This is a genomic window from Clostridium sp. 'White wine YQ' (assembly GCF_028728205.1).
GTDB lineage: Bacteria > Bacillota > Clostridia > Clostridiales > Clostridiaceae > Clostridium_T.
The window spans coordinates 1,844,137-1,856,797 of the sequence record NZ_JAQYUU010000001.1 but is presented as its reverse complement, the minus strand read 5'-3'; the positions used below and the strand labels follow the sequence as shown (position 1 = coordinate 1,856,797).

Sequence of the window (12,661 nt, the reverse complement as noted above, 5' to 3'; positions counted from 1 at the left end):
AATCATGAATGCTATTGAAGTAATTAATTTAAATAAAAATTTTAAAGTGGGCAAAGAAGAAATAAGTGTATTAAAGAACTTGGATTTCTCAGTTAGTAAAGGCGAATTTTTATCTATAATGGGTCCTTCAGGCTGTGGAAAATCAACATTGTTATATTTACTTGGAGGATTAGATAAACCTACAAGTGGTGTAGTAAATGTGAACGGAAAAGATTTAAGTAAATTAAGTGAAAAGCAAAAAAGTATTATGAAGAGAAGAGAGTTAGGTTTTGTATTTCAATTTTATAATTTAGTGCCTAATTTGTCTGTAGAAGATAATATTTTACTTCCAATAATCCTTGATGGTGGAAAAATTAAAGACTATGATAAAAAACTTAAAGATATATTAGATAGGATAGAGATGACACATAAAAGAAAAGTTACTCCAAGGGAATTATCAGGTGGACAGCAGCAAAGGGTTGCTATTGCAAGAGCTCTAGTATTTGAACCAGATATTATTTTAGCAGATGAACCTATTGGAAACCTAGATTCAAAAACAGGAACAGAGATAATGAAGCTTTTCCAAAATATAAATAAGGATTTAGGAAAAACAATAATTCAAGTTACTCACTCAGGTGAAGCTGCCCTTTATGGTACTTCAATACTTAAATTAAAAGACGGTGAGATTCAAATAAAAGAAGAAGTAGCATCATAATAAAAACAAACAGCCATATCATTTGATAGGGCTGTTTGTTTTTTACTCTTTAGAAATTTATAATATTTTAAGGTTGTAGATAACATTATAAGTTTGGGTGATAATCTATGGACTTACTAGACTCCTCTAAAGAGTAAAAAATAGAATTAGTCGCCTGCCAAATTTTCCTCACATGCGTTTGGAAAGGCAGATGCGAGAAAAAAATCGACGGCTCTTAATCGCCTTAATGATTTTTTTCACATATTTCATAATTGCCGCATTGATTATTACAAGATTCTAGATGAATCATTACTTCGGTATTTCTTAATTTATTCTCTAAATCATCCTCTATATTATCACATATATTGTGGGCATTTTTTACTGACATATTCTCAGGAACTACTAAGTGTAAATCAATATATTTGGTGCTTCCTGATTTTCTAGTTCTAAGATTGTGAAAGTTACAGTATACAGAATTATAATTATCTATAGTATCTTCAATAATCATAATTTCATCATCTGATAATCTAACATCTAATAGTGGACTAAAAGCATTTTTTAAAAGTTCAAATGCTTCTTTTAAAATAAACAAAGCTACTATAATAGCAACAACAGGATCTAAAAAATTTAAATTAGTTATCCATATTAATAATAACCCAAATCCAACCCCTAATGCAGTGTAAACATCAGTTCTTAGATGCAATGCGTCTGCTTCTAAGGCAACTGAATCTTCTTCTTTGGCTATTTTATATAATTTTCTAGAAACAATGAAGTTTACCCCTGCAGAGATAAACATAACTATAAAGCCTACGGCAAAGGATTTAACTTCGCCCCCAGGATGAGTAATTTTATTAACAGACTCTATTATTATCCAAATCGAAGCAGCAAAAATAAGCAAAGCTTCTATCACTCCGGAAATATTTTCGAATTTTCCATGACCATAGGGATGATTTTTATCTGCGGGTCTACTTGATAGTCTGACTGAGAAGAAGGCAATTATAGAAGCTGCTAAATCCATCGTTGAATGAATTGCCTCAGATATTATACTTACAGAACCTGAAAAAATACCTACTATTAATTTCAAAAATATTAGAATGGAGTTGGAGATAATTGATAGTCTAGCAACCTTTGTCTTCCTATTCATATATATGCCCTCCCATAAATTGTATTATCACTTGATAACAATGTATAAGTAATATGATAAGGCTATAATCGTGTAAAGTCAATAAAAATCAGCTACGAAACATATTATCAATTGATAATGAAAGCTGATTTTATAAAGCAAATTTAGTTCATAAATAGGGAAATAAAAAAGCGTATTTAGAGATAAATACGCTTTGGGAAATTTGAATATTATATTTGAATATTTTTCAGGTTATTTCTTCTATTATCTAAAGGATTAAGATTTATATGGTAAACTGTTTCACCATCACCGGGATTCATAAGTAATCTATCTAAATGTATTCTTCCGTTAGGAGTGTTAGCGATAACAATAATATCACCATGAGTTTTATATTCCACCCAGCTATATTCATCAGTTATAACATTTTTTAAATCTTTTTTAGATATTAATGCTTTTGAAGAAACCCTACCATTTTTATCTTCTAAAATTATAGCAACTGTGTCTTCATCTATAATTTCATAATCATTTTTAGCATTTCTTTCAACTATTTCTAGGTTAGATCTTCTATTATCTAAAGTATCACCATTAATATGTCTGATTGGAGCTTTAGGATTAACATCTAAGATAACACTTTGAAGACTTTGTTTTAATGGTTTAGATTTCTTATTAAGTTTAGTTGAACTTATGTTTTGTACTAAGTAACTATTAAAATCTTTATGCCATTCAGCAAACCAAGTACCTATATTTATAACTTTTTCAATATCCTTAGCATCTATTTTAGTAATAAGCTCCGTACCGTTCTTTTTTAATACTGTAATTAGTGCTATGTCACCTTTAATTTCATATTTATTTCCTATGTTATTGTTATTTGTATTTATATAAAACACCTCTTTCATAATTGAACTTAGAAAACAAGTATAACAGAGTAGAGGATAAAATAATACAGATTATGAAAATAATAAATAGCAAAGTGAATATACTGCGAATAGTAAATAAAATTCATTTCTCACACTTTCTTTTCTAGGTAGATACTGGTAAAATAAAACTTAACTAATAAATTAATAATGTCAAATAAAAATAATTCTATAATATATATTGGGGAGTGTATTAAGTGATAAATAATGACAGTATAGACTCAAAAGTTGAGAAAGAAAAAAGTTCAGTAGCTGATACTGTAAAAGAATACATAAAAATTATAATAGCAGCCATAATACTATCTTTTATAATTTCAATTTTTGTTAAACCTGCTCAAGTAGTTGGAGATTCTATGAACGGTAACTTGCATAATAACGATATGCTTTTATTAAATAAGATTGCATATAAATCACATTCACCAAATTACAAAGATATTGTGGTTATAAGAGCTAATATTAATGATGCAGAATATATTGTAAAGAGAGTAATAGGTACACCTGGAGATAAGATACAAATCAAAGATAATCAGGTATATGTTAATGGAAAAGTATTAGATGAAAAATATATAAAAGAACCTATGGCAAACAACATGGATATGGATATTGAGGTACCAGACGGAAAGATATTTGTTATGGGCGATAATAGGAATAATAGTTTAGATAGTAGAGATCCAAGCGTTGGATTAGTTGACTATAAAGAAGCTGTTGTTGGAAAAGTAATGTTTAGGATGTATCCTTTTAAAGGAATTCCTAAATATTAGAAGTAGAAACTATCTTAAAATATTATTTTAAGATAGTTTCTTGTTTTGTTAAATGGTTCTTCTTTTATTTCCTAGTACCATCGTTATTAAAAACTTTTCTTAAATGAATTTCATCAAAGAAAAGCATAATTAATGCACCAATTAAAAGAATAATACCTTGAAAAGTTTCACTTATGTTCTTAGCTAATGCATTTAAAATAAAGGCTATTATTAAAAGGGTAAAGCCAAGAGTAATAAGACTAATTGCTGAATAACGCTGGGCTTCATCCCAAGTATCCTGATTTTTCATAGAAAAACTAGTTCTATGACCATAGACACTATTTATTTTCTTAGGAGGAAATGCCTTAAATATTAATCCACCAATTATAAATATTATTGATACTACATATAACAATATATACGCCTCCAGTTAATTTGTTAGTAATAGAGCTATCTATGTGTTAAATTATACCATATATAGAGGCAGAAAGCTTATTTGTTTAATTGGGGACAGTTAACAAATAATTATTAAATGCTTGTACTATTTGAGCACCCTTGGACAAGCAATATAGTGAAAAGTTGTTAACCGTCCCCTGAAAAGGAGTCAAAATGAATTTTAAAAAACCAACTAAGAAACTAATTATATATATATTAAGTTTTGTACTATTAAATTTTATTTCTATAACTTGGAATAAGTATGAACAAAATAGATTAATTAAAAAGCAAGCAGCAGAGGCAAAACTATATCATGAAAAAGTAATGAGATTCGAAGCAACAATTGACAGCGGTTCCTATGATTTTGCTGATGATAAAAACAATATAGATCCATACTTTTTCAAAGAAATGGACAATGATTTTATAGCTAATAGTACAAAGATAGATATAAATAAAGATACTAAGGTTAGATTCGCAGAGTATATTCTAACAGCAAAAGCTCAGTATTTTCATATATTGATTAACGGTAGAGAAGGGTGGATAAAAGATAACTTACTTGAAGATAAAGAAAGAATAAATTATTTACAAAAGTTCATTAAAGAAAAGAATAAAGTAACGGTCTTTCCTTTTAATTCAGGAGATTATGCACTAATATCTGATGACACTGAACAATATATAGTTAATCTCAATGACAAGGTGATTACTTGGCAAAGAGGAAGCTACTATGAGGTTCCAAAGGTTGATATAAATTCAGATACATTAAAATGTGGAGGAGATTTAAGTTCCAATACATATGAATTTAGTAAGGAAGGAGAATTAATAAAGACCAGCAAATACGGATATTCTATTACTAATGTTATTATGGCATTTCTAAACGTTGCAATAATACTTCTTATACTAAATTCTATTAGAAGACTTTTAATAAAAGGTGCTGTAAGCAAAGTATTAGTTAATATTATATTTTTTACAATATTTGTAGTTATATTAATAATTTCATTACTTCTATTTGGACTATTTCTTGCAACTTAAAATAGGGGACGGTTAACAATTAATTATAAAAAAGCTTGTACTATTTGAGGATATTTGGACAAGCTATATAGCAAAAAGTTGTTAACCGTCCCCTAAAATAAAACATCCCAGAAATATGAGAATAATAAAATAGTCTAAGAAAATAATAACTATTGAATTAAGAAGAGAAAAGGAGGAAATTTTAATTATGGGAACAAAAATATTTGTTAATTTGCCAGTAAAGGATTTGAAAAAATCAGTTGATTTCTTTACAAAGCTTGGATTTACATTTAATCATCAATTTACTGATGAGAATGCAGCATGTATGATTATTAATGAAGATATTTTTGCAATGCTGCTTGTTGATGAGTTCTTTAAAAATTTTACACAAAAAGAAATAACAGATACAACTAAAAGTACGGAAGTTATCTTAGGGATATCTGCAGAAAGTAAGGCAATGGTGGATGTTATTGTTGATAAGGCTATAAATATGGGTGGAAAGTTTTCGAAAGAAGCAGTGGATTTTGGACATATGTATCAAAGAAGCTTTCAAGATTTAGATGGACATCTTTGGGAAATTATATATATGGACCCTGAGGCTATAAAGAAAGATGAGGAATTGACTTCATTAGTTCAATAAAAGTAATCATATTGTAAATGATACTTGGTATATTATGTAGTATTATTTCAAATGTTATGATAGTATAAATTTATAAATATATTTATTGAAAAGAGGATGTACTATGGATATTGCAAGTACTTCAATGACATTAAGTCAATATAATTTAGGAAATTCGGTTGATATTAGTTTGATGAAACTTCAGATGAATACACAAAGTCAAATGGCTGAAGGACTTAATAAAATAATGGAAGTATCAGCTGTGGATTCTAACCTAGGAAAGGTTATAGATGTTAGAGTTTAAATAATACATAACGTAAGTCTCATATTTAGCTTAATTGTTAAATATGAGACTTTATTTTTATTAACGTTTAAAGCATTAAAGCTGTAAAGTGTAATATTTATTAGAAGTATTAACTGTATAATAAGACATGAAATTATAGAAGAAAGGTAGGGAATTTTTTTTTTTGAGAAAAAAATAATACTACATTATAAATATTAAGAAAAATTGAATTATTCTTGAAAATATTGTAGAAAAAAATCGAAAGTGTTATAATGTAAGAGACAAATTATATATATATACAAGTACATACAAAGATGTATAAAGCAAATGACTGATAATGTTTACTATAGATGAAACTCCATTAATCAAAATATAATATTGGAGGAAAGATAAGTGTGGAATAATAGAATTTGGGACAAGTTTCGAATGCTTATAGTTTTTGTTGTAATTCTCACAATTATTTTAACTTCACTTTTGATGGAAAGTGAAATAAAGAGGATAACTCAGAATGTTTCAAAGGAATATGCACGATTACATACAAATGAATTAGTTGCATATGTTCAAGAAAAACTGGATAGAGAAATAGCATTAGCTGAAAAAGCAGCAAATTCAGATGAAATTATAATGTGGATGGAAAATGAAAGTAATATTAACGATAAAGAAATTGCTTTTAATGAACTTCAAGAATTTAGTAATGTATTTCAGGACTCGAATTCTTTTATAGTATTAAATAAATCGAAACAAATGTATTACGTAAATAATGAAACTAAATACAATAATTTCAATTCAATAGGCAAACTTGACGAAAACAATATATCAGATAAATGGTATTTTCAATATATATCATCAAACAGAAAATATTCATTATTTACCACTAATAATAGGTTTTTATCATCTAAAGATATATGGGTTAGCGTGAAAGTTCAAGATGGAGATGAATTATTAGGAATTGTGGGCTGCACTATAAATTTGCAAGAATTTTTAAATGAGGCATTAATTCAACATCAAGATAGTGAATCAAAGTCAGTAATCATTAATGAGTACGGATTAGTTGAAATGGATTCTGGTAACAGCAATTCACAAATAAAGGATAAAGATTCTAATTTGAATTCTCAAAGATATGTTTATGATTTAAGTAGTGACCCAAAATTTAAGAAAAGTATAGATGAGTATCTTAAATCTTCAGAAGAGCCTACTATAATACCTTTAGATGACAAGGAATATCAATATGCAGCCGTAGCTCCAGTAAGAAACAGTAATTGGAGAGTAGTAACATTCTTTAATTCAAAAAATTTATACTCACCATCTAAGTTAATGGGGATAATAGGCCTAGTGTTTCTTATAATGATGGCTATGGTTTTAATCATAAGCTATGTAGTAAAGAGAGTATTTATGAATCCTTTCGGAAAACTAAAGGAGAGTATCGAATTAAAGGAAATCACACAAGATCAGAAGATATATGGACTTCATAGAAAGGATGAGTTTGGAGAACTTGCCAATTCCATTCAATCAATGACTGATAGATTTATTAGCTCTACACCAATAGGTGTATTTTTGCTTGATAAAGCGGGTGATTTCCTATATGGAAATCCATATTTCTATACTCAATTTGCATGTGAATCAAAAGATGAATTTGAAGAATTTATATCCAATGGACAAGATGTAATATTTAGTAGTAATGATTCATTTGAATATTTTAAGAATGTAATAAAGAACAAACTGGAACTGCCAATTGTAGATTTAGAATTAGTTAATAGTAAAGGGGAAACTTTTTGGGCAGAGTTAAGATTGACAAAAGTTCCATATCAAACTGATGATTGGCAATACGAAGGAATATTACTAAATATTCAAGAGAAAAAAGATTACGAAGAAGAACTATTCAGTTTAGCCACAAGAGATAAGTTAACTGGATTATTTAATAGACATTATTTAGATAAGGTTTTGTCTGAGGAAATTGCTATAAGTGATCAATTCAATAGGTCAATCTCATTAATAATTTTTGATATTGATCATTTTAAAAATGTAAATGATACATTTGGACATGATAAAGGTGATGAAGTTTTAGTAAGTATTTCAAGAATAGCTGAACAGAATATTAGAAAGTCAGATATACTCTTTAGATGGGGTGGAGAAGAATTTTCAATATTAATGCCTTGTACAAGTATTGAAGATGCGGGGATTGTAGCAGAAAAGATCCGTCAAAAGATTGAAATGGAGCATATTGAAGAGGTAGGTGTAATTACAGCAAGCTTTGGTGTTTCTGAAAGAAAACAATATGAACCTTTCTCAGTTTGGTTTAAGAGAGTTGATGAAGCTTTATTTGAAGCAAAAGAAAAGGGAAGAAACCAAATAGTATTAGATGAAATAGAAAACAAAATTCCTAATCATTTTTTAGAACTTCGCTGGAGTGATGAATTCAATTGTGGTGAAAGAATAATAGATAAGCAGCATCAGAAAATTTTTACTTTATCCAATAAATTATTGAAGTACTCAAGTAAAGAAGAAATTTCAGATGAAGCAATCCAAGTATTTGAAGAGATATTAGAGCATATGAAAGAGCATTTCTTATATGAGGAAAAGGTAGTTGAAAACTCAAATTACTCAAAAGAAGAGCTAAATAAACATAAAGAAAGTCACAAAAACATTATAGATAAGCTGGAGATTTGGAATAGAGATTTAAAAAAAGCTAAAATAAATATTTCTGAGATCTTTGTATTATTTATAGGAGAAGTAATAGTAGAACATATATTTAAAGAAGACAAAAAATTCTTTGAGAGTTTAAAGTGACAGTTAAACTAAAATAAAGAACAGCCTGAATTAAGGCTGTTTTTTTATTTTACAAAAAAGTATTGACACTCCCCTTAGGTAAGGGATTAGTATTATAAACGAGGTGATAATATTGCAATATTATACTGTAAAAGAAATAGCAGATTTAACAGGAGTCACAATAAAAACTTTATATCATTATCATAAGATTGGATTGTTAATACCATGTAATATTACAGAATCAGGTTATAGGATATATGGAATGGAAGAATTGGAACGACTTCAGCAAATCTTGTTTTATCGTGAATTAGATTTCTCGCTTAATGATATAAAAAAGGCTCTTGAAAATGAAACTAGTAGAATTGATTGCTTAACTAAACAACATGAAATGCTTAAAGCGCGCAGGCAAAGAATGGATAGTTTAATAAGCACAATTGAACAGTCAATTTTTTTCACAAAGAAAGGAGAAAACATGGAAAAATCAGATATGTTTAAAGGGTTTAATGAGGTAGAATGGGTGAAAGCTCTAAAAGAACAAAGTGAATATCTTAATGACAAGTATGGATATGATATGCTTAAAGAACAGGCAATAGAAAGTGAAAAGATGAATAGGAGTGCATTAGAAGCACAAGCATTTACTAAATTTATGATAGAAGCATTAAGATGTGGACTAAAGGCAAGTGATGAAAAGGTTCAAAAAGCATTAGAAGATCATATTGTATTTATTAATGATAATTCAATAGACATGGATGCGAAGAAATATTTAGGTACTTCAAAGTTTATGCTAGAAGATGATTTCCATAGAAATATGTTAGAAAGTCAGCAAATAGGATTAGCTTATTATCAATATGCAGCAGCTGAGATGTTTGCAGAAAAATAACTCAAGTTATAAGAGTTGTTTGTTTATTGAAGGCAAACAACTCTTCTTTTTATCTTCATTTTATCTTCTTTTTATGTTGTACATAGCAAATCCACTTTCAGGTAATGTAGGAATTTTAGATAAATTATAGCTTAAGTTTTGGCTAGGAACTTGGTAATCAATTTTATTAATTAGAAAATCTAAGAATGTTTTCATTACTTCAACGGTAATACCTTCACCTGGACAACGGTGGCTGATGGAAGGATCACCGCCTCCTTGAGGCATGAAATTAAATAAATCTACCTTAAAATTACTAAATCTACTTGGATTAAATTTATTTGGATTATTCCAGATTCTAGGGTCATGGTTATTGCCGTAGATATCAAGTAAAACAAGGTTTCCTTGTTTAAATTCATATTGATTCCAAACAAAATCTTTTTTTACTCTTGCACCTAAAAAGGGAGTAAAGGGATAATAACGTCTAACTTCTTGTGCAAACATTTGAAGATAATCCTCATCTCCAGATTGTAGATTTTCTCTACATTCAATATAATCATGGAGGGCTAAGGATGCAAAGGTAATGTAGGTTGAAATAGCTACAATCGGACGTAATACATTAATTAACTCAACTGCAGCCATATGAGGATCAAGTTCATTTCCCTCCAAATCTCTATAAAAAGCCATGGCATGAAGTGCTGAATTTTCACCAATCTTAAGATTTCCAGAACGAACATCTTTTATAATACCTTTTATCCAAGCTTCAGCTCTCTCTCTTGAGCCTTTTCCAATCCAATAACGAGGCCCAACAGATCCAAAGCCCTCTACCATAGCGTTAAAATCATTTGCACGCTCTCTTATTTCAGATTCACCTATTGGAACCCCAGCCCATTCACAAGCAGCTTCGCATAATATATATTTTGCTTCATCAAAAAGTACTACCTTATCAGAAGTTTCCCACCTAGATATAGAAGCTTCAAGTTTATTTTTCACAAGGTTTGCTAATTCATTTTGACGTTCAGTAGTCATTAATGACATAAATACACTTTTCCTATGGGAATGTGCTTCACCATCCATTGTTTGAATTGCATTCTCTCCAAACAAAGTTTTTTGAATTCTTTTTGGAGCAGCACCATTTCTTTGAAACTTTTCAGCATTATAAAATAATTTTGCATATTCTTCACCGCTCATACAGATTACTTTCTCTCCAAATAAATGAGTTTCAAAGATATCTGATTGATGTTCTTGAGTTCTATTTTTAATAAATAGATATCCTTCTCGAGAAAGAGCAATGGTATTATCTAATGTCTTGTCTTTAGGAATTTGTATGATTGTTTGCATAGCTATATTCACTCCTTTTTATCTTAAGTAAGGATTTTTAATCGAGTCTATTACATATAATACTTTTTCCCAGGGGAGAAAGTATTTATTCACATATATGTTTCTATGAGGGTGGCAAGTCATGTAGTATTTTACGTGAATAAATTTATATTTAATATAACAATATACTAGTAAGTTAGTGAAGGGAGTGGACGCATGAGAAAAATAATAATAACATTTCTATGTTTAGTAACTTTATGTACTTCTATACTGTTTTTTAGTTGTGCAGCTAAAAAATCTAATGAACCTAACGCTTCACCAGTTCCTAATACAAATAATAATCCTGATATTAGCAATAACCCATCTAGTAACAAGGTATTTACAGCTTCAGAGTTAGCTAAGTATAATGGGAAAAATGGTAATCCTGCATATGTAGCAGTGGATGGAATTGTATATGATGTTACAAATGCAGAAAAGTGGACAAATGGAAAACATGAGGATGGAATTGTCGCAGGTAAGGATTTAAGCGAAGTTATAGGTAAGGCTCCACATGGGAGAAAAGTTTTAAAGGAGATTCCTATTATTGGAACCTTAAAAGAATAAAAAGAAAGACGCTTTGTCTAACATAGATGAACAAACAAAGCGTCTTTATTAAAAACTATAGATAACCTTCAGATTTTAATAATTCTGCAATGAGAACTGCACCTCCAGCAGCACCTCTTAGCGTATTATGAGAAAGGCATACAAATTTATAATCATATAGTTTGTCTTCTCTAAGTCTTCCAATAGTTATTCCCATTCCATTCTCAAAATTTCTATCTAGCTTGGTCTGAGGTCTATTATCATCTTCAAAATAATGAAGAAATTTCTTTGGTGCACTTGGAAGGTCTTTTACTGACGATGGTATCTTGAAATTATTCCATAAATTAATAATCTCTTCTTTTGATGGCTTTTTATCAAAACTTACAAATACAGCAGCTAGGTGACCATCAGTCACAGGAACTCTTATACATTGGGTAGTTATTATAGGTTTATTAGTATTAACTATTTTACCATCTTCAACCTTTCCCCATATTTTTAATGGTTCATTTTCACTTTTTTCTTCCTCCCCAGCAATATAAGGTATAACATTATCTATCATCTCTGGCCATTCATCAAAGTTTTTTCCGGAACCAGATATAGCTTGATAAGTGGTTGCTAATATAGTATTTGGTTTATATTCTAATAGTGCACTTATAGCAGGAACGTAACTTTGTATAGAACAATTAGGCTTAACAGCAATAAATCCTTTTTTAGTTCCAAGTCTTTTTTTCTGAGCACCTATTATATCAAGGTGATGTCCATTTATTTCTGGAATTAGCATAGGCACATCATCAATATATCTGTTAGCAGAATTGCATGATATAACTGGCAGCTCATGCTTTGCATAATTTTCTTCTAATATTTTAGTTTCTTCCTTATTCAGAGATACTGCACAGAAAACAAAATCAACTTCTTTTGATATATCATCTATTTCAGAGCTGTCTTTTATTACGATATTCTTTATATTCTCTGGAATAGGTGATGACATTTTCCATCTGTTTTTTACAGCATCAATATAGGTTAATCCAGCTGATTTTTTACTTGCAGCTATAGCTTTAACCTCAAACCAAGGATGATTATCTAAAAGGCATATAAGTCTTTGTCCAACCATACCAGTTCCGCCAATTAAACCAACTTTTAATTTATTATTCATAGTTTCTACCCCCATTAATTAGTCATTTGAAGATACAACCTAAATTTTTCTAAGAATTATTTAAAAGGGTGGTGGTATATCTCCCTACTTATATGGTATCATTGGGACAAGCATTAGTAAAATTGAAAGTTTTGATTATAATGTTCAATATTTTTGATGGAAAGCATACAATGCAATATTAGTATTAAT

General features: G+C 29.2%; 13 protein-coding genes. 8 read left to right on the top strand and 5 right to left on the bottom strand.

What is annotated here, in order from left to right:
* Positions 1-4: 4 nt before the first annotated feature.
* Positions 5-694, top strand: a complete 690-nt coding sequence (locus tag PTZ02_RS09330; protein WP_274227518.1) for an ABC transporter ATP-binding protein — start codon at positions 5-7, stop codon at positions 692-694.
* Positions 695-917: 223 nt separating this feature from the next.
* Here PTZ02_RS09330 and PTZ02_RS09325 read toward each other — a convergent pair whose 3' ends face one another.
* Together PTZ02_RS09325 and PTZ02_RS09320 are read right to left on the bottom strand one after the other, a co-directional pair.
* Positions 918-1,817, bottom strand: coding sequence for a cation diffusion facilitator family transporter (locus PTZ02_RS09325; RefSeq protein ID WP_274227517.1), 900 nt, complete (start codon positions 1,815-1,817; stop codon positions 918-920).
* Between the two features lie 209 nt (positions 1,818-2,026).
* Positions 2,027-2,692 carry a hypothetical protein gene (locus PTZ02_RS09320; protein WP_274227516.1) on the bottom strand — a complete coding sequence of 222 codons (666 nt, stop codon included), beginning with the start codon at positions 2,690-2,692 and terminating at the stop codon, positions 2,027-2,029.
* 215 nt (positions 2,693-2,907) lie between these two features.
* On the opposite strand from PTZ02_RS09320, the gene lepB reads away from it, so the two are divergent.
* On the top strand, positions 2,908-3,471 hold the full coding sequence (lepB, locus tag PTZ02_RS09315; RefSeq protein WP_274227515.1) for a signal peptidase I: 564 nt from the start codon (positions 2,908-2,910) through the stop codon (positions 3,469-3,471).
* A gap of 64 nt (positions 3,472-3,535) precedes the next feature.
* Here the strand turns inward: lepB and PTZ02_RS09310 are convergent, their stop codons facing one another.
* Positions 3,536-3,865, bottom strand: a complete 330-nt coding sequence (locus PTZ02_RS09310; RefSeq protein ID WP_274227514.1) for an SdpI family protein — start codon at positions 3,863-3,865, stop codon at positions 3,536-3,538.
* 194 nt (positions 3,866-4,059) lie between these two features.
* On the opposite strand from PTZ02_RS09310, the gene PTZ02_RS09305 reads away from it, so the two are divergent.
* The 5 genes from PTZ02_RS09305 to PTZ02_RS09285 all read left to right on the top strand — a co-directional run bounded on the left by PTZ02_RS09305 (position 4,060) and on the right by PTZ02_RS09285 (position 9,441).
* Positions 4,060-4,914 carry a hypothetical protein gene (locus PTZ02_RS09305; RefSeq protein WP_274227513.1) on the top strand — a complete coding sequence of 285 codons (855 nt, stop codon included), beginning with the start codon at positions 4,060-4,062 and terminating at the stop codon, positions 4,912-4,914.
* Positions 4,915-5,101: 187 nt separating this feature from the next.
* Entirely contained in the window at positions 5,102-5,533 is a 432-nt protein-coding gene (locus PTZ02_RS09300; protein WP_274227512.1) for a VOC family protein, read from the top strand.
* Positions 5,534-5,636: 103 nt separating this feature from the next.
* The gene (locus PTZ02_RS09295; protein ID WP_274227511.1) at positions 5,637-5,816 is read left to right on the top strand and encodes a YjfB family protein; all 180 of its coding nucleotides are present in this window, start codon (positions 5,637-5,639) and stop codon (positions 5,814-5,816) included.
* A 372-nt stretch (positions 5,817-6,188) separates the two neighbouring features.
* Complete coding sequence (locus tag PTZ02_RS09290) at positions 6,189-8,582, top strand: diguanylate cyclase (protein ID WP_274227510.1); 2,394 nt, start codon at positions 6,189-6,191, stop codon at positions 8,580-8,582.
* Positions 8,583-8,694: 112 nt separating this feature from the next.
* A complete protein-coding gene (locus PTZ02_RS09285) occupies positions 8,695-9,441 on the top strand; it encodes a MerR family transcriptional regulator (RefSeq protein WP_274227509.1) in 747 nt (248 codons plus the stop codon).
* A 60-nt stretch (positions 9,442-9,501) separates the two neighbouring features.
* Here the strand turns inward: PTZ02_RS09285 and PTZ02_RS09280 are convergent, their stop codons facing one another.
* Positions 9,502-10,758 carry a cytochrome P450 gene (locus PTZ02_RS09280; RefSeq protein WP_274227508.1) on the bottom strand — a complete coding sequence of 419 codons (1,257 nt, stop codon included), beginning with the start codon at positions 10,756-10,758 and terminating at the stop codon, positions 9,502-9,504.
* A gap of 195 nt (positions 10,759-10,953) precedes the next feature.
* Between PTZ02_RS09280 and PTZ02_RS09275 the strand changes: the two genes are divergently transcribed.
* The gene (locus PTZ02_RS09275; RefSeq protein ID WP_274227507.1) at positions 10,954-11,340 is read left to right on the top strand and encodes a cytochrome b5 domain-containing protein; all 387 of its coding nucleotides are present in this window, start codon (positions 10,954-10,956) and stop codon (positions 11,338-11,340) included.
* A gap of 55 nt (positions 11,341-11,395) precedes the next feature.
* On the opposite strand, the gene asd is transcribed toward PTZ02_RS09275, so the two are convergent.
* On the bottom strand, positions 11,396-12,472 hold the full coding sequence (gene asd, locus PTZ02_RS09270; RefSeq protein ID WP_274227506.1) for an aspartate-semialdehyde dehydrogenase: 1,077 nt from the start codon (positions 12,470-12,472) through the stop codon (positions 11,396-11,398).
* Positions 12,473-12,661: the final 189 nt, after the last annotated feature.

Excerpts from the sequence above, each read along its gene's own strand:
- PTZ02_RS09295 (WP_274227511.1), top strand. The coding sequence starts at position 5,637 with ATGGATATTGCAAGTACTTCAATGACATTAAGTCAATATAATTTAGGA.
- asd (WP_274227506.1), bottom strand. The coding sequence starts at position 12,472 with ATGAATAATAAATTAAAAGTTGGTTTAATTGGCGGAACTGGTATGGTT.
- PTZ02_RS09325 (WP_274227517.1), bottom strand. The coding sequence starts at position 1,817 with ATGAATAGGAAGACAAAGGTTGCTAGACTATCAATTATCTCCAACTCC.
- PTZ02_RS09330 (WP_274227518.1), top strand. The coding sequence starts at position 5 with ATGAATGCTATTGAAGTAATTAATTTAAATAAAAATTTTAAAGTGGGC.
- PTZ02_RS09305 (WP_274227513.1), top strand. The coding sequence starts at position 4,060 with ATGAATTTTAAAAAACCAACTAAGAAACTAATTATATATATATTAAGT.
- PTZ02_RS09275 (WP_274227507.1), top strand. The coding sequence starts at position 10,954 with ATGAGAAAAATAATAATAACATTTCTATGTTTAGTAACTTTATGTACT.
- PTZ02_RS09320 (WP_274227516.1), bottom strand. The coding sequence starts at position 2,692 with ATGAAAGAGGTGTTTTATATAAATACAAATAACAATAACATAGGAAAT.
- PTZ02_RS09280 (WP_274227508.1), bottom strand. The coding sequence starts at position 10,758 with ATGCAAACAATCATACAAATTCCTAAAGACAAGACATTAGATAATACC.
- PTZ02_RS09300 (WP_274227512.1), top strand. The coding sequence starts at position 5,102 with ATGGGAACAAAAATATTTGTTAATTTGCCAGTAAAGGATTTGAAAAAA.